The sequence below is a fragment of the Microbacterium sp. Cr-K20 genome (genome assembly GCF_000708325.1).
Classification (GTDB): domain Bacteria; phylum Actinomycetota; class Actinomycetes; order Actinomycetales; family Microbacteriaceae; genus Microbacterium.
Genome location: NZ_JARE01000047.1, coordinates 240,415 through 259,444, shown reverse-complemented (window position 1 = coordinate 259,444; position 19,030 = coordinate 240,415). Strand labels below are relative to the sequence as shown.

Annotated in this window: 20 protein-coding genes and 2 tRNA genes; 9 read left to right on the top strand and 13 right to left on the bottom strand. The window is 67.6% G+C overall.

The genetic code is table 11. The features are described 5' to 3' along the window. Nucleotides 1–207: 207 nt before the first annotated feature. Together GZ67_RS20810 and GZ67_RS0109400 are read right to left on the bottom strand one after the other, a co-directional pair. Nucleotides 208–705 (bottom strand): DUF6993 domain-containing protein, encoded by a 498-nt coding sequence (locus tag GZ67_RS20810; protein ID WP_029263450.1) that lies wholly within the window; start codon nucleotides 703–705, stop codon nucleotides 208–210. Nucleotides 706–787: 82 nt separating this feature from the next. Next, entirely contained in the window at nucleotides 788–1,303 is a 516-nt protein-coding gene (locus GZ67_RS0109400) for a single-stranded DNA-binding protein (RefSeq protein ID WP_029263451.1), read from the bottom strand. 209 nt (nucleotides 1,304–1,512) lie between these two features. On the opposite strand from GZ67_RS0109400, the gene GZ67_RS0109395 reads away from it, so the two are divergent. Then, the gene (locus GZ67_RS0109395) at nucleotides 1,513–1,782 is read left to right on the top strand and encodes a hypothetical protein (RefSeq protein WP_029263452.1); all 270 of its coding nucleotides are present in this window, start codon (nucleotides 1,513–1,515) and stop codon (nucleotides 1,780–1,782) included. An 80-nt stretch (nucleotides 1,783–1,862) separates the two neighbouring features. Here the strand turns inward: GZ67_RS0109395 and GZ67_RS0109390 are convergent. Further along, nucleotides 1,863–1,935: transfer RNA gene (locus GZ67_RS0109390), tRNA-Arg, on the bottom strand. An 87-nt stretch (nucleotides 1,936–2,022) separates the two neighbouring features. Here GZ67_RS0109390 and orn point away from each other — a divergent pair. The 6 genes from orn to GZ67_RS0109360 all read left to right on the top strand — a co-directional run bounded on the left by orn (nucleotide 2,023) and on the right by GZ67_RS0109360 (nucleotide 4,658). Further along, nucleotides 2,023–2,649, top strand: coding sequence for an oligoribonuclease (gene orn / locus GZ67_RS0109385; RefSeq protein WP_029263453.1), 627 nt, complete (start codon nucleotides 2,023–2,025; stop codon nucleotides 2,647–2,649). A 36-nt stretch (nucleotides 2,650–2,685) separates the two neighbouring features. Continuing rightward, nucleotides 2,686–2,758: transfer RNA gene (locus tag GZ67_RS0109380), tRNA-His, on the top strand. 91 nt (nucleotides 2,759–2,849) lie between these two features. Further along, complete coding sequence (locus tag GZ67_RS0109375) at nucleotides 2,850–3,479, top strand: LysE family transporter (protein ID WP_029263454.1); 630 nt, start codon at nucleotides 2,850–2,852, stop codon at nucleotides 3,477–3,479. A 38-nt stretch (nucleotides 3,480–3,517) separates the two neighbouring features. Then, complete coding sequence (locus GZ67_RS0109370) at nucleotides 3,518–3,865, top strand: metallopeptidase family protein (RefSeq protein ID WP_029263455.1); 348 nt, start codon at nucleotides 3,518–3,520, stop codon at nucleotides 3,863–3,865. Further along, a complete protein-coding gene (gene clpS / locus GZ67_RS0109365) occupies nucleotides 3,862–4,158 on the top strand; it encodes an ATP-dependent Clp protease adapter ClpS (RefSeq protein ID WP_029263456.1) in 297 nt (98 codons plus the stop codon). The genes GZ67_RS0109370 and clpS overlap by 4 nt, the downstream gene beginning before the upstream one ends. Next, entirely contained in the window at nucleotides 4,155–4,658 is a 504-nt protein-coding gene (locus GZ67_RS0109360) for a DUF2017 family protein (protein ID WP_029263457.1), read from the top strand. The genes clpS and GZ67_RS0109360 overlap by 4 nt, the downstream gene beginning before the upstream one ends. Before the next feature lies 1 nt (nucleotide 4,659). On the opposite strand, the gene GZ67_RS0109355 is transcribed toward GZ67_RS0109360, so the two are convergent. The 6 genes from GZ67_RS0109355 to gatC are packed head-to-tail and all read right to left on the bottom strand — an operon-like array spanning nucleotide 4,660 to nucleotide 10,211. Continuing rightward, nucleotides 4,660–5,241: an aminobenzoate synthetase gene (locus tag GZ67_RS0109355; protein WP_029263458.1), complete on the bottom strand. Its 582-nt coding sequence runs from the start codon at nucleotides 5,239–5,241 to the stop codon at nucleotides 4,660–4,662. After that, entirely contained in the window at nucleotides 5,225–5,542 is a 318-nt protein-coding gene (locus GZ67_RS0109350) for a hypothetical protein (RefSeq protein WP_029263459.1), read from the bottom strand. The genes GZ67_RS0109355 and GZ67_RS0109350 overlap by 17 nt, the downstream gene beginning before the upstream one ends. Nucleotides 5,543–5,579: 37 nt before the next feature. Continuing rightward, on the bottom strand, nucleotides 5,580–6,836 hold the full coding sequence (gene dinB, locus GZ67_RS0109345; protein ID WP_029263460.1) for a DNA polymerase IV: 1,257 nt from the start codon (nucleotides 6,834–6,836) through the stop codon (nucleotides 5,580–5,582). A gap of 47 nt (nucleotides 6,837–6,883) precedes the next feature. Continuing rightward, the gene (gene gatB / locus GZ67_RS0109340; RefSeq protein WP_029263461.1) at nucleotides 6,884–8,398 is read right to left on the bottom strand and encodes an Asp-tRNA(Asn)/Glu-tRNA(Gln) amidotransferase subunit GatB; all 1,515 of its coding nucleotides are present in this window, start codon (nucleotides 8,396–8,398) and stop codon (nucleotides 6,884–6,886) included. Further along, nucleotides 8,398–9,915 (bottom strand): Asp-tRNA(Asn)/Glu-tRNA(Gln) amidotransferase subunit GatA, encoded by a 1,518-nt coding sequence (gatA, locus tag GZ67_RS0109335; protein ID WP_029263462.1) that lies wholly within the window; start codon nucleotides 9,913–9,915, stop codon nucleotides 8,398–8,400. Before gatA ends, gatB begins: the two co-directional genes overlap by 1 nt. Continuing rightward, entirely contained in the window at nucleotides 9,912–10,211 is a 300-nt protein-coding gene (gene gatC / locus GZ67_RS0109330) for an Asp-tRNA(Asn)/Glu-tRNA(Gln) amidotransferase subunit GatC (RefSeq protein ID WP_029263463.1), read from the bottom strand. The genes gatA and gatC overlap by 4 nt, the downstream gene beginning before the upstream one ends. Before the next feature lie 67 nt (nucleotides 10,212–10,278). Here gatC and GZ67_RS0109325 point away from each other — a divergent pair, with 67 nt between their 5' ends. Together GZ67_RS0109325 and GZ67_RS0109320 are read left to right on the top strand one after the other, a co-directional pair. Then, on the top strand, nucleotides 10,279–11,979 hold the full coding sequence (locus tag GZ67_RS0109325; protein WP_029263464.1) for a long-chain-fatty-acid--CoA ligase: 1,701 nt from the start codon (nucleotides 10,279–10,281) through the stop codon (nucleotides 11,977–11,979). A 47-nt stretch (nucleotides 11,980–12,026) separates the two neighbouring features. Beyond that, nucleotides 12,027–13,871, top strand: a complete 1,845-nt coding sequence (locus GZ67_RS0109320; RefSeq protein ID WP_374956805.1) for a DEAD/DEAH box helicase — start codon at nucleotides 12,027–12,029, stop codon at nucleotides 13,869–13,871. A 22-nt stretch (nucleotides 13,872–13,893) separates the two neighbouring features. On the opposite strand, the gene GZ67_RS0109315 is transcribed toward GZ67_RS0109320, so the two are convergent. From GZ67_RS0109315 to GZ67_RS0109300, 4 genes are read right to left on the bottom strand one after another with little or no spacing between them, the layout of a single operon-like run. Then, nucleotides 13,894–14,361, bottom strand: a complete 468-nt coding sequence (locus GZ67_RS0109315) for a hypothetical protein (protein WP_029263466.1) — start codon at nucleotides 14,359–14,361, stop codon at nucleotides 13,894–13,896. Next, complete coding sequence (gene ligA, locus GZ67_RS0109310; protein WP_029263467.1) at nucleotides 14,358–16,691, bottom strand: NAD-dependent DNA ligase LigA; 2,334 nt, start codon at nucleotides 16,689–16,691, stop codon at nucleotides 14,358–14,360. The genes GZ67_RS0109315 and ligA overlap by 4 nt, the downstream gene beginning before the upstream one ends. 38 nt (nucleotides 16,692–16,729) lie before the next feature. Next, nucleotides 16,730–17,827: a tRNA 2-thiouridine(34) synthase MnmA gene (gene mnmA / locus GZ67_RS0109305; protein ID WP_081859949.1), complete on the bottom strand. Its 1,098-nt coding sequence runs from the start codon at nucleotides 17,825–17,827 to the stop codon at nucleotides 16,730–16,732. 9 nt (nucleotides 17,828–17,836) lie between these two features. Continuing rightward, entirely contained in the window at nucleotides 17,837–19,012 is a 1,176-nt protein-coding gene (locus GZ67_RS0109300) for a cysteine desulfurase family protein (protein WP_029263469.1), read from the bottom strand. Nucleotides 19,013–19,030: the final 18 nt, after the last annotated feature.

Here is a 19,030-nt window from a genome sequence, read left to right as displayed (position 1 = left end):
CTACCTAAGACTACCTCCGGGGCGGCAGTCAGACGATTCCCCGGCACCTGGACTGAGCTCCGCCGTCTGCCGGACTCCACGCGCGCCCGAGGTCAGCCTCGCACGTCGGTGCGCTGCGGAGCCATCACGCTGTCCGCAATCACCGCGTCCGAGGATGATCAGCGTGAAGAATAGATCGTGACGGATGTACCAACGGCCCTTGGCGTGTCACCAGTCGATCGGACGTGTGGTGCCCACCAGGCAGCGCCCCTCGGCGAGCTGCGGCATCACGACGGTGACGACGCGTCCCGTGGAGGGACCCACCTGACCGACGAGACATTCGCTGTCGCCCCAGCGCACGGAGAACTGCAGGCTCTCCGCAGGGTTGCCGACCGTCGACTGATCCTGCGTCACCTGCATCGCGCTCCGATCGAATCCCGCCGTGACCAGAGCATCGATGTACGCTCGCCCGGCCCCCCGCTGATCCGTTGCCCAGACGCGTTCGGCGACCGAGGTGAAGACCGGGAGGTTCTCCTCGGCTGTGCCGTCGGGCACGAGCGTCGGTTCCGCAGGAGTCGTCGTCCCGGGAGTCGGCGACGCGACAGCCGTGGGCGATGCAGACGGGCCGGGAGTCGGCGCACAGGCGGAGAGCAGCAGGAACGCGGCGATCGAGGCCGCAAGGGCACCGGCCGCGCGCGGCGACGTGAAGACCGGACGACGAAGCACACGCCGAGTCTACGTCTCCCCGCAATCCGACCCTGCACGCCGCCGGCGCCCCACCCCGCTGAATCGAGCGCGGAGCCGCCCGTCAGGACATGGCACCCGCGGTCGAGGCGGGCGCAGCCCACGACAGGTCCAGCGGCTCGGAATCATGCAGGCCCTGCTCCGACCCGGGATCATCGTGCACCGATTCCTCTGGGCTGTTGCCCTCTGCATTCGGCGTCGCGGAGGGTCCGGCCGCAGCCGGACGCGACTGCGGCCGATAAGCCGTCGTTCCCCACCGCAGGTCATGCCCGATGGTGTCCGCGTCGATGTCGACGCTCGTGCCGTGCTTGCCGTTGCTCTCCCAGTTGCGGATCTTCAGCCGCCCGGTGACGATCACGCTGTCGCCGGTTCGCAACGATGCCTTGGCATTCTCACCGAGGCTCCGGAATGCGGCTACCGAGAACCAGTTGGTGCCGGAATCCGTCCACTCCTGCGTGGCGGGGTCGAAACGACGATGGGTACTCGCGAGACGGAAGTTCGTGACGGGCACGCCTCCCCCGGTCTGACCCTGGGTCGGATCCGTGGCGACTCTTCCCACGATGGTGACCATGTCGATCATGTGCTGTCCTTTCGTCGACCGGAGCGGAGCCCGTCCGGATCGCCCCAGCCTGGCCCGCACCGCACCCGGCAACCGACCTGGAATACGCGAAGCGTGGACAGCGCTCATGAACGCCTTGCGGTGCAGAAAGGGCAGATCACAGCGCGTGTCGCCACGGACAGGCGAATGTCGGTGGTCGGTCATAGCTTCGAATCACGAAAGGAGTTCCGATGTCCGAAAGCTTGAGCACCTCTCTCCCCGACGTCCCCTATGCCACGCCCCGGCTCTCTTCTCCCCGCGAGCACCTCGTCCGCGCCGCGGATCACCTTTGGCGCGTGCAGGACCGACGAGAACATGTCCTCGGCCACCTGCGTATCGTCGCCGATCCCCTCGGAATCCGATATCGCGCCGAGCGCCTGCACCTCGCGACCGGGGTCTTTCGCGTGATCGGTGAGTTCTGGCGTGCGGACGACGCGGTCGCCGCGCTTCGCTACTGCTGAGGCAGAAGGATCGCGCCCGACCGGGTCGATGGGCTCATCGCGACGAGCTCGCGTCCCGTCCGACACGGATCGGGTGAAGGTGCCCCCGGCAGGATTCGAACCTGCGACCAAGAGATTAGAAGGCTCCTGCTCTATCCCCTGAGCTACGGAGGCGCACGCTTCTAGAGTATCGCGGACCCGACGATGCTCGAGGAAGTGCATCTTCCCCAGCGATGTCGGGGCCGTCGATAGGATGGCGGCATGGTATCTGCGTCCGAGAACGATCGTCTCGTCTGGATCGACTGCGAGATGACGGGCCTCGATCTCGCGGTCGATGAGCTCGTGGAGATCGCTGTCGTCATCACCGATTTCGAGCTCAACCCCATCGATCCGGGTTTCCAGGTGGTGATACGCCCCGGCGCTGCGGCACTCGAGCACATGAACGATTTCGTCACGAAGATGCACGAGACGTCCGGCCTGATCCTGGAGATCCCGCACGGGGTCTCTCTCGAAGAGGCCGAGGAACAGACACTCGCATACATCAAGCGCTTCGTTCCGCTCGAGCGCAAGGCGCCGCTCGCCGGCAACACGATCGGTACCGACAGGATGTTCCTCGCGAAGTACATGCCGCAGGTCGACCAGTGGCTGCACTACCGGAACGTTGACGTCTCCAGCATCAAGGAGCTTTCGCGGCGGTGGTACCCACGCGTCTTCTTCCAGGCACCGGCGAAGGACGGCGGGCACCGAGCGCTGGCCGACATCCTGGAGTCGATCCGCGAACTCCGCTACTACCGAGAGGCTGTCTTCGTCGACGAGCCCGGCCCGTCGAGCGACGACGCACGGGAGATCGCCACCCGTACGGTGTCCGAGTTCACTCCGAACATGTAATAGACTCGTATGGTTGCCTGCTCCGGCGGGCACATGGTGGGTATAGCTCAGCTGGTAGAGCGCTGGCTTGTGGTGCCGGATGTCGCGGGTTCGAGTCCCGTTACTCACCCTCAGGAAGAAGGCCCGAACCGCATGGTTCGGGCCTTCTTCGCATCGCCGAGCTGATCTGCCCGTCCCCACCGAAGCCCTAGACTTGCGTGGTGTCGCTCGCGGTCTGGTTCTCCTTGCTCACCGCGTCGGTGGTGATCAGCTTCACCCCCGGAGCAGGCGCCATCAACACGATGTCGAATGCGCTCAACCAGGGGTGGAAGCGCTCGATCTGGGGAATCATCGGGCAGCAGATCGCATTGATCGTGCATGTCGCGATCGTCGCGGCAGGCGTCGGTCTGCTCGTCTCGCGCTCGGAGTTCCTGTTCAACGCCATCCGGTACGCCGGGGCGGCCTATCTCGTGTTCCTCGGCATTCGTCTGATCCTCGCGAAACCCGTAGGCGCCCTGGATGACGCGCCGGTGCCGATCGACTCGCGTGAGAGTCACTGGTCCATGATCCGCCGAGGATTCTGGGTCAATCTCCTCAACCCCAAGGCGATCGTGTTCTTCCTGGCGTTCATCCCGCAGTTCATCCGACTCGACGAGCCTCCTGTGCCGCAGTACCTCACGCTGATCGCCACGGTGATCGTGGTCGATGTGATCGTCATGTGGGGGTTCTTCGCGGCCGCCGCCCGCCCGTTCCGGCGACTCACCAGATCCGTGCGCGGCCAACGCATCCTCAACCTGGTGTTCGGCGTACTGTTCATCGCCGTGGCCGGCGTGCTCGTCCTTCTGCACTGATCCGGCGCCGGAGCCTGCGCGCCTCTAGGCTGGACAGGATGGACATGGATGCCGCGGCCTTCGAAGAACTGGTGATCGACGAGCTCGATCTCCTGCCCGATGACATGGTCGAGGGCCTGGAGAACGTCGTGTTCGTCGTCGAGGACCGGCCGGAGGACGGCAGCCTGGATCTGCTGGGCCTGTACGACGGTCTAGCGCTCACCGAACGCACACAATACGGGATGGGCGAGCTTCCCGACCGGATCGTGCTCTATCGCGAGCCGCATCTCGCGCAGTGCGAAACCCTGCACGAGCTCCGCGACGAGGTTCACACGACCCTGGTCCACGAGATCGCTCACTTCTACGGCATCGACGATGAGCAGCTCCACGAGATGGGCTGGGCATGATGGCGAGGATCGCCCACCCGGAACTCGATGAGATCGTCGACCTCAGCGCCGCCCCGCTCGAGCCGTGGCAGGTCGTGGTGTGGAACGACCCCGTGAACCTCATGAGTTACGTGGTCCGCGTGTTCCGGACCTACTTCGGGTACTCGCTCGACCACGCCACCGCTCTGATGCTCACCGTGCACAACGAGGGACGCGCGATCGTCGCCACCGGACCGCGAGAGACCATGGAGGTGCATGCGCAGGCCATGCACGACTTCGGGCTCTGGGCCACCGTCAGGAAGGCACCGCTGTGAGCGACGGCATCATCGTCATGCCCATCACCGTGATCGAGGAGTTCCACCTGTCCCGGCTCGTCGAGGACTTCATCGAGCTCGTCAGCGAATCACGGGGCACGGATGATCCGGCCATCGACCGGCTGACGCCGAACCCCTATCCCGAAGACTCGGATGCTGCGGCCGAGTTCGCCGATGCCACGCGGGACGATCTCCTCGATCGTCGTCTCGCCGACGCGCGCAGGGTCCGCGCGGCGCTGGATGAGTACCCCACGGGTATCGACTCGCTCACGGAGGAAGACGCGCTTGAAGTGCGAGAGACCCTCATCGCGTTCGATAGCCTCGAAGCCTGGCTTCGAACGCTCACCGCCATCCGTCTCGTCATCGCCACGCGACTCGGAATCACGTCCGATGTCCAGACCGACGAAGACGGCCGCCACGATGTCTACGAATGGGTCGGCTATCGGCTGGAGCTGATCATCCAGGCTGCCGATGAGGCGGAATCCGCGTCGGAGATCTGACCTACGGGACGTCGATGATCCGAGTCGCCAGAGCTCGAGGGTCGTCCCGTTCGAGATGACGGCGTTCCTGCGCCGCCCAGCGATCCCAGTGCGGACGGTACGTGTCTCCGTCACGATTCAGCGCCCGGGTCTTCCGCGACGCCTCCGCGGATTCCACCCAGACCCTGACGTCCGCGAGACCGGCTGTCGATGGTCGCAGGATTCCACTGCCCTCGATGATCACGCCGAGGGCAGGGTCGACCGCGTGGCTCTCCGCCTCGGCCTCCGACTCCCAATCCCAGCGCCGCCACGTGCCGAGGTATCCGCGACCGTGCGGACGCAGGATCCACTCGAGCGCGCGTTCTGCTCCGTCATCGAGGCCATCCCAACCGGGATAGATCGAATCGAGGGCGACGAGCTGCACGTGACCGAGGACGGGCCAGCGCCTGACGAGCCTCGCCGCGAGAGAGGACTTCCCCGCGCCACTGCCGCCGTCGATCAGGACGACAGGATTCGCGGCCGCCAGTGCGCGGACGTCCTGTTCGATCAGGGTCGCAGCGCGCTCCAGAGCCGTCGCGACGGGGTCGTCACTTCTTGAGGGCACGGATGATGCGCACGAGAGCCCGCCCGGTGACCCAGACGAACGGCACCGCCACGAGGAGCAGCGTGACGATGTTGGGCTCGAAGCGGAGGCCCTCTTCTCGCCGGACGTAGACCCCGACCGGGACGGAGACACCGCCCCCTCCCCCGCCTTCGGCACCGTCGCCGCTGCCACCACCGAATCCGGAGTATGTGAATGCAACCGGAGTGATGCTCACCCCGTCGACATCCTGGGGTTCTCCGTACGCGCTCTTCACGCCGAAGGACGCTGCTTGCTTTCCGAGTTCCAGTGCGATGTTCGGCATACCTCCACGGTAGCCGAGGAACAGGGCGCGCGTGAGATCAATCCAGGCCGTGCGCCTTCGGATGCTGCGCGGCGCCTCGGCCATCGGCACGCCCGATGTGTCGCGCGCGGCTGATCGTCGCGGAGCCGAACCGTGCCACGGCCTCGTCGACGGCGCCCTCGACCTTGCGCCAATCCTCGTCGTCGTCCCAGAGGCCGAGACCGCCACCGCCAGCGGGGCGCAGGTTCTCGGCGCGGACGCCGACGAGTCGCACGGGGTCCCGCCGATCGATCTGCTCGAACAGTGTCTGGGCTGCCTCGCCGATCCGCTGACCGACCGCAGTGGGCTCGCTCAGGGTCACGGAGCGGCTGAGCGTGCGGAAGTCGTCGAATCGGATCTTGATCGCGACAGTCGCCGTCTCCCAGTCGGCTCGCCGCAGCCTCGCTGCGACGCGATCGGCGAGTCGCAGGAGCTCCGCACGGAGAAAATCCCGATCCCGGATGTCAGTGTCGAATGTCTCCTCATGACCGATGCTCTTCTCCACGCGTTCCGTGTCGACGGCACGCGGATCCTGTCCCATCGCCAGCTGCGCGAGCCGCGCACTGAGGGCCGCACCCACAGCCCTGTCGATCATCTCTCGCGGCGCCTCGCGCACATCCTGCACCGTGCGGATGCCTCGCGCTTCGAGCGCCTCCGCGGCCTTCGGCCCGACGCCCCACATCGCGCGAACCGGTCTCGGCGCAAGGAAGTCGAGCGTGTCCTTCGCTGCGACGACGAGCATGCCATCGGGCTTCGAAATCGTGGAGGCCATCTTCGCGACGTGCTTGGTGGCAGCGACGCCCACGCTGCAGGTGATGCCGACCTCGTCGAGCACTCGTTGCCGGATCAACTCCGCGATGCGAGCGGGACTCCCCCAGAGGCGGCGCACGCCCTGCACATCGAGGAACGCCTCGTCGACCGACAGCGGCTCGACGAGGGGCGTGAACGACTCGAAGATCGCCATCACCTGCCGTGAGACCTCCTGGTACCGGTGGAAATGCGGGAGGACGATGCGCGCGGACGGGCACAGCCGTAACGCCTGGGAAACCGGCATCGCCGCACGGACGCCATAGCGACGAGCCTCGTAGGACGCACTCGAGACGACGGAACGGCCGTCCGGCGCCCCGATGATCAGCGGCAGACCACGGAGGGAGGGATCATCGAGCACCTCGACGGCCGCATAGAACGCGTCCATGTCGACGTGCAGGATGCGGGTTCCCGTGTCGTCGGCATCGACGGCGGAGACGATGCGCCCTCTGCCGTCACCGTGTCCCATACGACCATTCTCCCCCGGGCCTCGGACACGAGGCCCGGGGTGGCACGCTACTGGGCAGCGCGCTCGAGAATGAGTTCACGGACACGTGCGGCGTCCGCCTGACCCTTCATCGCCTTCATGACGGCGCCGATCACAGCACCGGCGGCCTGCACCTTGCCATCCTTGATCTTCGCCATCACGTCGGGCTGAGCGGCCAGGGCCTCGTCGATCGCGGCGATCAGCGCGCCGTCATCCGACACGACCGCGAGCCCGCGGGCGTCCACGACCTCCTGCGGCGTGCCCTCGCCGGCGATGACGCCTTCGAGCACCTGGCGGGCGAGCTTGTCGGTGAGGGTTCCCGCATCGACGAGCTTCTGCAGCGCGGCAACGTTCTCCGGGCTGATCAGGTCGGTCGCGTCCTTCTCCTGCGCGTTCGCGAGACGGCTGATCTCGCCCGTCCACCACTTGCGTGCGGTGGCCGGAGTGGCGCCGGCAGCGATCGTGGCCTCGACGACCTCGAGCAGGCCGCCGTTTCGGACGTCCTGGAATTCGAGGTCCGTGAAGCCCCACTCCGTCATGAGACGGCGACGACGAGCGACGGGCTGCTCCGGAAGCGCGGCGCGCAACTCTTCGATCAGCTCGGCGGCCGGTTCCACGGGCAGCAGATCAGGCTCGGGGAAGTAGCGGTAGTCGTCGGCATCCGACTTCGGGCGTCCCGGCGAGGTCGTGCCGGTGTCCTCGTGCCAGTGCCGCGTCTCCTGTGTGATCGTGCCGCCATCGGCGAGAATCTGCGCCTGTCGCTGGATCTCGTACCTCACGGCGCGCTCGACCGAGCGCATCGAGTTGACGTTCTTCGTCTCCGTGCGGGTACCGAGCTTGTCTGTACCCCGCGGGCGCAGCGAAACGTTCGCGTCGCAGCGCAGGTTGCCGCGCTCCAGCCGAGCCTCGGAGATGCCGAGCCCGCGAACGATGTCGCGGATCGCCTGCACGTAGGCCTTGGCGACCTCCGGCGCACGGTGCTCGGTGCCGTAGATGATGTTGGTCACGATCTCGACCAGCGGCACCCCCGCACGGTTGTAGTCGACGAGCGAGTACTCGGCCCCCTGGATACGTCCGGTCGCTCCGCCCATGTGGGTGAGCTTTCCGGCGTCTTCCTCCATGTGCGCACGCTCGATCGGGATCGTGATGAGCGTCCCGTCCTCGAGCTCGACCTCGACCGAGCCCTCATAGGCGATCGGCTCGTCGTACTGCGAGATCTGGTAGTTCTTGCCCAGGTCGGGGTAGAAGTAGTTCTTGCGCGCGAACCTGCTCGATTCGGCGATCGAGCAGCCGAGCGCGAGGCCCAAGCTGATCGACGAGCGGATCGCCGTCTCGTTCACAACCGGCAGCGACCCGGGAAGACCGAGGTCGACCGGCGCGATGAGGGTGTTCGGCTCCGCGGCGTGGAAAGCCTCATTGGCCGGGTTCGGCGCATCGGAGAACATCTTCGTGTTCGTGTTGAGTTCGACGTGGACCTCGAAACCGAGGACCGGCTCGAACAGCTCGAGCGCCTTGTCGAAGTCCATGAGCTTGGCGGCGGCCATCAGCGCTTCCCTTCTGCGAGCTTCGGAGCACGGGTGAGCAGCGGCGCGCCCCACGAATCGACGAGCAGCGTCTCGAGCGCGGCGCCGACCTTGTAGAGACGTGCGTCCTCGCGCGCCGGAGCGATGAACTGGATGCCGACGGGCAGGCCATCGTCATCCGCGAGGCCGCTCGGAATGGAGATGCCGGGGACCCCGGCGAGGTTCACCGGGATGGTCGTGATGTCGTTGAGGTACATCTGCAGGGGGTCATCGATCTTCTCCCCGAGCTTGAACGCCGTGGTCGGGGCCGAGGGCGTCGCGATCACGTCGACCTCGGCGAACGCGTTCGCGAAATCCTGCTGGATGAGCGTGCGGACCTTCTGTGCGCTGCCGTAGTAAGCGTCGTAGTATCCGGCCGACAGTGCGTACGTGCCGAGGATGATGCGGCGCTTGACCTCATCGCCGAAGCCGGCGTCGCGGGTCGCGGACATGACGTCCTCGACCGTGGGGTTGCCGTCGGGCGTCACCCGCAGGCCGAAGCGCACGGAGTCGAACTTCGCGAGGTTGCTCGAAGCCTCGGCGGGGAGGATCAGGTAGTACGCAGCCACTCCGTATTCGAAGTGCGGAGCGGCGATCTCGACGATCTCGGCGCCCTGAGCCTCCATGAGCGCGAGCGCGCTGCGGAACGACGCCGCGACACCCGGCTGGAAGCCGCTGTCCGGGAGTTCGCGGATCACGCCGACCTTGAGCCCCTTGAGTACGTCTCCGCGAGCCCCTTCGCGGGCGGCCTCAGCGAACGAGGGCCACTCGTCGCGCAGCGAGGTCGAATCCTTGGGGTCGTGCCCGCCGATGGCGTCGTGCAGCAGCCCGGAATCGAGGACCGTCCGGGAGACCGGGCCGACCTGGTCGAGGCTGGAGGCGAGTGCGATCGCACCGTAGCGGCTCACGCCGCCGTATGTGGGCTTGACGCCCACCGTGCCGGTGACGTGCGCGGGCTGACGGATCGACCCGCCGGTGTCGGAGCCGAGCGCGAGCGGAGCCTCGAACGCGGCGACAGCAGCGGCGGAGCCACCGCCCGAGCCACCGGGAATCCGGTCGAGATCCCACGGGTTGTGCGTGGGGCCGTACGCCGAGTGCTCCGTGGACGAACCCATCGCGAACTCGTCCATGTTGGTCTTGCCGAGAGCGATCATCCCTGCTGCGCGCGAGCGTGCGACGACCGTGGCGTCGTAGGGCGAGCGATATCCCTCGAGGATGCGCGAGCCGCTGGTCGTGGGCTGGTCGGTCGTCACGAGAACGTCCTTGATCGCCAGCGGCACACCGGCGAGAGGCCCCAGGGATTCACCGGAAGCGCGGCGGGCGTCGATCGCGGCTGCGGCCTCGAGCGCTCCCTCGTTGACGTGCAGGAAGGCGTGCACGTCGCCGTCGACGGCGGCGATGCGGTCGAGGTGTGCCTGCGTCGCCTCGACGCTCGACACCTCGCCCGTGGAGAGCTTGGCGGCGAGATCGGCCGCGTTCAGTCGGATGATGTCGCTCACTGCTCTTCTCCCAGGATCGCGGTGACGCGGAAGCGGCCGTCCGCGGCGTCCGGAGCGTTCTGCAGCACCTGCTCGTGCGTGAGCGTCTGCCCGACCACATCCGGTCGGAAGACATTGCTCAGCGGGATAGGGTGGCTCGTCGCGACGACATCGTCTGTCGCGACCTCCGAGACCTTCGCGATGTTGTCGACGATCGCGTCGAGCTGGCCCGTGAGCCGCGACACCTCGTCGTCGTTCAGCTGGATGCGTGCGAGCACACCGAGATGGCGCACGAGTTCAGGGGTGATTTCAGACACCCCTCCAGTCTAGTTGCCGCACTCCGAACTCCCCTGCCCCGCGAGTCGGTCGACATATGCTGGGCGGGTGAGCACGTTCCAGCCCCCTCGCCCGTGGATCGCCAGCTATGCCGCAGGAGTCCCCGACGACCTCCCTCCCGTGGGCGGCTCGCTCGTCGACATCGTCGCCGCTTCGGCCCGCGACTACCCGGACGCCCCCGCCCTGCAGTTCTTCGGCCGCGAGACCACCTACGGACAGCTGCAGTCGGCGATCGACCGCGCCGCAGCAGGACTTCGCGACCTCGGGGTCCGCGCAGGAGACCCGGTCGCCATCGTTCTACCGAACTGCCCCCAGCACATCGTGGCCTTCTACGCGGTACTCCGTCTCGGCGCTGTCGTCGTCGAGCACAACCCTCTCTATACCCCTCGCGAACTGCGTAAGCAGTTCGAGGATCACGGCGCGAAGCACGCGATCGTGTGGAACAAGGTCGTGTCCACAGTGCAGGAGTTCCCGACGGATCTGGCCGTCACGAACCTCATCTCCGTCGACGTGACCCGCGCCATGCCGTTCGTCACTCGTTTCGCGCTGCGGCTCCCGGTCGCCAAGGCTCGCGAGTCGCGCGCGGCGTTGACCGAGAAGGTGCGCGGTACCGTCGCGTGGGATTCTCTCCTGGCCTCCGAGCCGATCCCCGCCTCACATCCGATGCCGCGCACCGACGATCTCGCGATCATCCAGTACACGTCCGGTACCACGGGAACGCCGAAGGGTGCGGCCCTCACACACCGCAACCTGCTCGCCAACGCCGCGCAAGCTCAGGCCTGGGTGCCGTCGATCCAGCGCGGCAAGGGCTGCGTGGTCTATGCGGTCCTGCCGATGTTCCACGCCTACGGCCTCACGCTCTGCCTCACATTCGCGATGTCGATGGGCGCCCGACTCGTGCTGTTCCCCAAGTTCGATCCGGACCTCGTGCTCGACGTCGTCAAGAAGCACCCCGCGACTTTCCTCCCACTCGTGCCGCCCATCGCGGACCGCCTCCTCGCCGCAGCGCAGGAGAAGGGTGTGTCGCTCGACGGCATCGAGGTCGCGATCTCCGGCGCCATGGCACTGCCGCACGAGCTGGTCGTCCCCTTCGAAGAGGCCACGCATGGCTACCTCGTCGAGGGCTACGGACTGAGCGAGTGCTCCCCCGTCCTGATGGCGAACCCGGTCGCGGACAACCGCGTGCCCGGCACGGTCGGGCTCCCCCTGCCCGGGACCGAATGCCGTGTCGTCGACCCGGAGAACCCGAGTGAAGACGTCCCGGCCGGATCAGCCGGAGAACTCGTCGTGCGCGGGCCCCAGGTGTTCTCGGGGTATTACGGCAAGCCCGAGGAGACGGAAGCCGTCTTTGTCGGCGGCTGGTACCGGACCGGTGACATCGTCACGATCGACGACGCCGGATTCGTCCGCATCGTCGATCGCATCAAGGAACTCATCATCACCGGCGGCTTCAACGTCGCGCCCACCGAGGTCGAGAACGCGCTGCGCCAGCACCCCCAGGTCGCGGATGCCGCGGTCGTCGGGTTGCCGAGCGAGCACTCCGGCGAGGAGGTCGTCGCCGCCATCGTCGTGGATGCCGGAACCGATGTCGATGTGGAGGCGATCCGAGATTTCGCCCGCAGCATCCTCACTCCGTACAAGGTGCCGCGTCGTGTGTTCGTGGTCGACGAGCTCCCCAAGTCGTTGATCGGGAAGGTGCTCCGACGTCAGGTCAAGGAGAAGCTGCTCGCCCTGACCACCGGCGCCTGAGGTCGTCCTCACAGGCGCCGAGCGCCGCAGCGCGCTACCCTTGGGAAGTGACCCCTGAAGATGCAGTGCTGACCGACGCCCCCGAGGACTCCCCCGCGACCCCCGGATTCGAGGAGCTCGGCATCACCGGGCCCGTCCTCAAAGCCATCAAGGACCTCGGCTACGAGACCCCGTCGCCCATCCAGGCGGCGACCATTCCAACGCTTCTCGCCGGCCGCGACGTCGTCGGCCAGGCACAGACCGGAACGGGTAAGACCGCCGCTTTCGCGCTTCCCGTCCTCGAACGCCTCGATGTCTCCCAGAAGATCCCGCAGGCGCTCGTGCTCGCTCCCACCCGTGAGCTCGCGCTCCAGGTGTGCGAGGCATTCGAGTCCTATGCCTCGAAGATGAAGGGCGTACACGTCCTCCCCGTCTACGGCGGACAGGGCTACGGCGTGCAGCTGTCCGCGCTGCGACGCGGTGTCCACGTCATCGTCGGCACGCCCGGCCGCATCATGGACCACCTCGCCAAGGGCACGCTCGACCTGTCCGAGTTGAAGTATCTGGTACTCGATGAGGCCGATGAGATGCTGAAGATGGGCTTCGCGGAAGACGTCGAGCAGATCCTCGCGCAGACGCCGGAGGAGAAGCAGGTCGCGCTGTTCTCGGCCACGATGCCGCCGCAGATCCGTCGACTCGCGCAGAAGTACCTGCGTGAGCCGGAAGAGATCAGCATCAAGTCCAAGACCGCCACCGGCACGAACATCACGCAGCGGTACCTCGTCGTGTCGTATGCGCAGAAGGTCGATGCGCTCACCCGCATCCTCGAGGTCGAGAACTTCGACGGGATGATCGTCTTCGTGCGCACCAAGAACGAGACCGAGACGCTGGCCGAGAAGCTGCGGGCCCGGGGATACTCCGCAGCCGCGATCAACGGCGACGTGCCCCAGGTGCAGCGCGAGCGTAGTGTCAACCAGCTCAAGGACGGCAAACTCGACATCCTCGTCGCGACCGACGTGGCCGCTCGCGGTCTCGACGTCGAGCGCATCAGCCACGTCGTCAACTTCGACATCCCCACCGACACCGAGTCGTACGTGCACCGCATCGGTCGCACGGGTCGTGCGGGACGATCGGGCGATGCGATCAGCTTCATCACCCCGCGCGAGCGCTACCTCCTGAAGCACATCGAGAAGGCCACCCGTCAGCAGCCCGCTCAGATGCAGCTGCCTAGCACGGAGGACGTGAACACCACGCGTCTGAACCGCTTCGACGACGCGATCACCACCGCACTGTCGGAGACCGGCCGCATCGACGCTTTCCGCGACATCGTCGCCCACTACGTCCGCCACCACGACGTCCCCGAGGCCGACGTGGCAGCAGCTCTCGCCGTGGTGGCTCAGGGCGACAAGCCTCTGCTCCTCGATCCCGCCAACGACCCGCTGACGAAGGCTGTCGAAGCAGATAATCGCCCTCCGCGCGAGCGCACGGGACGGGACGCGCGTGAGTCCCGCGAACCGCGTGAGCGTCGAGGTCGCGGCGACTACACGGCATACCGCATCGAGGTCGGTCGCCGTCATCGGGTCGAACCGCGCCAGATCGTCGGTGCCCTCGCGAACGAAGGCGGCCTCGGCCGTGACGACTTCGGCGCGATCAACATCCGTCCCGACTTCTCGGTCGTCGAGCTTCCGGCGAACATGAGTCCGACCGTCCTGGAGAAGCTTCGCGACACCCGCATCTCCGGTCGGTTGATCGAGATCAAGCCCGACCGCGGCCCCGCCGGCGCGCGCCGCAGCGGCCCGCGTGAGGGTGGACGCGACGCGGGAGATCGGTTCGAGCGTCGTGACCGCGACGAGCGACCGGCTCGCGACAGCCGCGACGAGAAGCCGTTCCGCAAGCCCCGTCACAAGAGCTGACGCGCATCGCGCGCGGTTCGGACTATCCCGTTCCGCGCGCGAGTTGCGCCGCGACGTCGATCAGCGGCTCGGGGTGCGCCAACAATGCTCGCTGTTCGGGGTGTGCGATGAGGTGCGCGATCAATCGATGTGCGCCCGCCACCGTCGGCTGCCAGTAGCCACCGACGTGATGGCGGCTCAGCGGCAGCGTCGTGCTCTCGCCATCGACAGTGAGCGTCACCGCTCCATCATCGGGCTCGATGCCGGGGTCGCTCAGTATCGCCGCCGTCAGTGCGCCGAGCAGTACCGTGCCGAAGAACCCGGGCAGCCGGAACCGGGTCGTCGGCACATCGAGAGCGATCCCCTGCACGCCGTCCCACGGTACGATCCCTTGACCTTCGGCACCTCGGCGGATGATCACCGCCTGCGGAGTGAGACGAAGATGGTGTCGCCCGGGGTCTCCGAGCGCCAGAGCATTCGGAACGACGATCAGAGGCCCGTAACGCTTCACGACCCGTCGCTCGCGGGCGGGAGCGCGGCCGGCCCCTCTGTCACGAGGATGTGGAACTGTGCCGCGTCGAGGATCCGGATTCCGAGGTCCTCGGCCTTGGCGAGTTTCGATCCCGCGCCGGGACCCGCCGCTACGAAATCCGTTTTCTTCGACACGCTCGACGCAGCCTTACCGCCCGCGTTGATGATCGCCTCCTGCGCGCCGTCGCGGGTGTAGCCGTCGAGGGAGCCGGTGGCCACCACCGTGAGACCTTCGAGCACTCCCCCCGCCGCAACCGCCGCACCCGGCCCGGGGTGGCCAGGCGTCGACCACTGCACGCCCGCATCGGCCCACTGCTGCACGATCTCTTGATGCCAGTCGACCTCGAACCATGCGAGCAGGGAATCGGCGATGATGCCCCCCACGCCCTCGACGGCGGCAAGCTCGTCTCGCGTAGCCGCGCGGATCGCATCGAGAGAGCCGAACCACTGCGCCAGAGCCCGGGCGGCGACGGGGCCGACGTGGCGGATGTTGAGCGACACAAGCAGTCGCCACAGCTCCTTGGTCTTCGCCTTCTCGAGCTCGGCGAGCAGGGTGAGCGCCTGCGACGACGGCTGCGGCCCCTCGAGACCCGACTTCTTCTCGGCCGCGGTGGGGTTGCGTCGGAAAGGAGCGCGCGTCTTGACGATCCCGTCCTCGTCCTCCTTCGGGAGTCCGGTCTCGGAATCTCGCACGAACAGTTCGATGGGTACGAGCTCCTCGAGGGTGAGGGCGAACAGCCCGGCCTCGGTCTCGAGCGGGGGCACAGCCGGTGAGGTCGGTTGGGTGAGCGCCGCAGCGGTCACCTCGCCGAGCGCTTCCACATCGAGGGCGCCACGGGATCCGATGTGCTCGACACGGCCACGGACCTGAGCGGGACACGAACGCGCGTTCGGGCACCGGAGGTCGATGTCGCCTTCCTTCATCGCGCGTAACGGTGTACCGCATTCCGGGCACTCGACCGGCATGACGAACTCCCGCTCGCTGCCGTCGCGCTTCTCGACCACGGGACCGAGAACCTCGGGGATCACGTCGCCGGCCTTGCGCAGAACGACGGTGTCGCCGATCAGCACGCCCTTGGCCTTGACGACATCCTTGTTGTGCAGCGTGGCCTGGCGGACGACGGAACCGGCGACGTGCGCGGGCGCCATGACGGCGAACGGCGTGGCGCGCCCCGTGCGTCCCACCGATACGACGATGTCGAGGAGCTTGGTCTGGACCTCTTCGGGCGGGTACTTGTAGGCGATGGCCCAGCGGGGCGCTCGGCTCGTCGCGCCGAGTTCGTCGTGCAGCTCGAGCTCGTCGACTTTGACCACGATGCCGTCGAGCTCGTGCTCGATGTCATGACGGTGCTCGCCGAAGTACTCGACGAAGGACACCACCTCGTCGATCGTGTGGCACACCTTCGTGTGCGGGCTCGTGGGCAGACCCCATTCGGCGAGCAGGTCGTACACCTCGCTCTGCGCGGCGACGGGAGGGTTCGTCCACGCGCCGATGCCGTGCACGTAGAGCGCGAGCGACTCGATGCGCAGGAGTCCGGCCTCGAGTTCCAGGCCGTTCTTCTTGTCGATCTGCTGGCGGAGCCCGCCGCTGGCGGCATTGCGCGGATTGGCGAACGACGGGAAGCGTCGGGCGGCCGCCGTCTGCGCCTTCTCCTCGTCGAACGCCTTCTTCGCGCCTCCCCTGGCTTCCCAGCGCGCGAGAGCATCGGCGTACGCGCGGTCCCGGAAGTCGGCCTGCGCAGCGTTGAGACGCTCGAACGCTGCGACAGGGATGAATACCTCGCCACGCACTTCGACGATCGGGGGATGACCCTCCCCGCTCAGCCGTTGCGGGATCTCTGGCAGACGGAGGGCGTTCTCCGTCACGATCTCGCCGACGCGGCCGTCGCCCCGAGTGGCGGCAGAGGTGAGGACGCCGTTCTCGTACCGGAGGTTGATCGCGAGCCCGTCGATCTTCAGCTCGGTGAGCCACGCGACCTCACGCCCGGCGGCGGCCCTGGTCTTCGCCGCCCACTCCCGCAGCTCGTCGACGGAGAAGACGTTGTCGAGGCTGAGCATGCGCTCGGCGTGCTCGATCGTCGCAAGCCCCGTTGCCTCGGCCGCCCCGACCATCTGGGTGGGCGAATCCTGACCCTGCAGCTCGGGGTGCAGCCGCTCCAGTTCCTCGAGCCGATGCATCCATCCGTCGTAGGTGAAGTCATCCACGACCGATGTGTCACGGCCGTAATAGGCCTCCTTCGCGTCGAGGATGCGAGCGGTCAGCTCCTCGGCTTCGGTTCGGGCGTCTTCCAGCGAGATGTTCTCCGGCACCCCGCCAGTCTACGAGCGGGCACCGACACCGATGGGGTCTACGCGCCGACAGGCACCGCCGACACCGTGGAGTCGATCGTGAACTGCCCGAGCACCCGGGTGCCGACGTAGAGCACGGCGGTCTGCCCAGGCGCGACCCCGTCGAGCGGGACCTCCGGCGTCACCCGGACCCCGTCGTCCGAGACCACGGCACGTGCGGCGACCGGCTCGGAGTGCGCGCGGATCTGCACGTGGCACTCGAACGAGGACTCCGTCGGCGCGGCCCCGGCCCAGCTGAACCGCTCCCCTGCGATCTCCGCGATCGCGAGAGCCTCCTTGGGTCCGACCACGACGGTGTTCGACACCGGTCGGACTTCGAGCACGAAGCGAGGCTTGCCGTCCGCCGCGGGCACACCGAGCTTGAGGCCGCGGCGCTGTCCCACCGTGAATGCATGCGCCCCCTCGTGCGAGCCGACGACCTCCCCGCTGCGATCCACGATCTCGCCCGTGGCGGTTCCGACCTTCTCAGCGAGCCATCCTCGGGTGTCCCCGTCGGGGATGAAGCAGATGTCGTGGCTGTCCGGCTTCTGGGCGACGGTCAGGCCGCGTGCTGCCGCCTCGGCACGAACGATCGCCTTCGAGGGGGTCGTTCCGAGCGGGAAGTACGTGTGTGCGAGCTGCTCAGCGTTCAGCACACCCAGGACGTACGACTGGTCCTTGGCGTTGTCCGACGCCCGGTGCAGCTCCAGTCCGTCGGCACCGTCGACGAGCGTGGCATAGTGCCCGGTGCACACGGCGTCGAAGCCGAGCTCGATCGCGCGCTCCAGGAGGGCCGCGAACTTGATCTTCTCGTTGCAGCGCATGCAGGGGTTGGGCGTTCGTCCTGCCTGGTACTCGGAGATGAAGTCCTCGATGACATCGTCGCGGAAACGCTCGGAGAAGTCCCACACGTAGAACGGGATGCCGAGCAGGTCGGCGGCGCGGCGGGCATCGAGCGCATCCTCGATCGTGCAGCACCCGCGACTACCCGTGCGGAGCGTTCCACCGGCTCTGGAGAGCGCCAGGTGCACACCGACCACGTCGTGCCCCGCCTCCACGGCTCTTGCTGCCGCGACGGCGGAGTCGACGCCGCCGCTCATCGCCGCAAGGATCCGCATGGGAACAGTCTACGAGCGTGCGCCTGTGCCGGCGCCGGAAGCTCGCGCATAGGCGTCGCCGATCGCGGCGAGCACCGCTTCGACATCGGCGTCCGTCGACGTCCGACCCAGCGAGAATCGCAGCACGCTGCGCGCATCCCGCTCGCTCCGCCCCATCGCCATCACGACGTGCGACGGCTCGGCGACGCCTGCCTGGCACGCCGATCCGGTCGACGCCGCCACCCCGGCGACGTCGAGGAGGAACAACAGGCTCTCCCCCACCGCACCGGGGAACAGCACCTGCGCGTTGCCCGGCAGCCGGTCCGTCGGATCGCCCAGGAGCTCGGCTGCCGGCACGGCGGAACGTAGGCCCGAGACGAGACGGTCGCGCAGCACACGCAATCGCGCGGCCTCCTCCGTCCGTTCGGACTCGGCGAGCTCGAGTGCAGTGGCGAACGCCGCAGCCCCGGCGACGTCCTGGGTTCCGGCCCGGAGGCCTCGTTGCTGCGCGCCGCCGCGGAGGACGGCCGTCATCCGAGCGGTGCGAGCTGTGACGAGCACCCCGACGCCGACGGGAGCCGCGATCTTGTGCCCGGCGAGACTCATGGCCACGAGCCCCACTCCTCCGGCGGGATCTCCACGCAGATCCCGGAACGACAGCGGTACATGTCCGAGCGCGGCGACGGCGTCGAGGTGGAGCGCCACACCCGCCGTCGCGGCGGCGGCGGCAAGCGCCGCCGCGTCGTTGATCGTGCCCGCCTCATTGTTCGCGACGAGCGCGGTGGCGAGAGCGGCGCCCGGAAGCCGGAGAGCGAACTGTTCCGGATCGATCCGTGCCTGGGCGGTCACCGGCACCCGGCGCAGCTCGGCGCCGTCTTCCACGAGCGCAGCCACGGTGTCCATCGTGGCGTGGTGCTCGGCTTCGGGCATCACGATCGCCGCCGTGCCTTCGGGGCGGGCCCTCCACAGCCCCTGCAACGCCAGATTGATCGACTCGGTGCCACCCGAGGTGAACACGATCTCGATCGGGTCGGCATCGAGCACCACGGCGACCCGCTCGCGGTACTCCTCGAGCAGTCGGCGGGCATCCTGGCCGGCGCCGTGCGTGGAGGAGGCGTTGCCGACGGTCTCCGTGGCGGCAAGCCAGGCGTCACGCGCTTCGGGGCGCAGAGGCGTGGTCGCCGCATGATCGAGATAGTGCCGCATCCTTCGATTCTCTCGCGA

Coding starts and splice junctions, on each gene's coding strand:
- GZ67_RS0109400 (WP_029263451.1), bottom strand. CDS start 1,303: ATGATCGACATGGTCACCATCGTGGGAAGAGTCGCCACGGATCCGACC.
- GZ67_RS0109395 (WP_029263452.1), top strand. CDS start 1,513: ATGTCCGAAAGCTTGAGCACCTCTCTCCCCGACGTCCCCTATGCCACG.
- orn (WP_029263453.1), top strand. CDS start 2,023: ATGGTATCTGCGTCCGAGAACGATCGTCTCGTCTGGATCGACTGCGAG.
- GZ67_RS0109370 (WP_029263455.1), top strand. CDS start 3,518: ATGGACATGGATGCCGCGGCCTTCGAAGAACTGGTGATCGACGAGCTC.
- clpS (WP_029263456.1), top strand. CDS start 3,862: ATGATGGCGAGGATCGCCCACCCGGAACTCGATGAGATCGTCGACCTC.
- GZ67_RS0109350 (WP_029263459.1), bottom strand. CDS start 5,542: ATGCCGAACATCGCACTGGAACTCGGAAAGCAAGCAGCGTCCTTCGGC.
- dinB (WP_029263460.1), bottom strand. CDS start 6,836: ATGGGACACGGTGACGGCAGAGGGCGCATCGTCTCCGCCGTCGATGCC.
- gatB (WP_029263461.1), bottom strand. CDS start 8,398: ATGGCCGCCGCCAAGCTCATGGACTTCGACAAGGCGCTCGAGCTGTTC.
- mnmA (WP_081859949.1), bottom strand. CDS start 17,827: ATGCGGATCCTTGCGGCGATGAGCGGCGGCGTCGACTCCGCCGTCGCG.
- GZ67_RS0109300 (WP_029263469.1), bottom strand. CDS start 19,012: ATGCGGCACTATCTCGATCATGCGGCGACCACGCCTCTGCGCCCCGAA.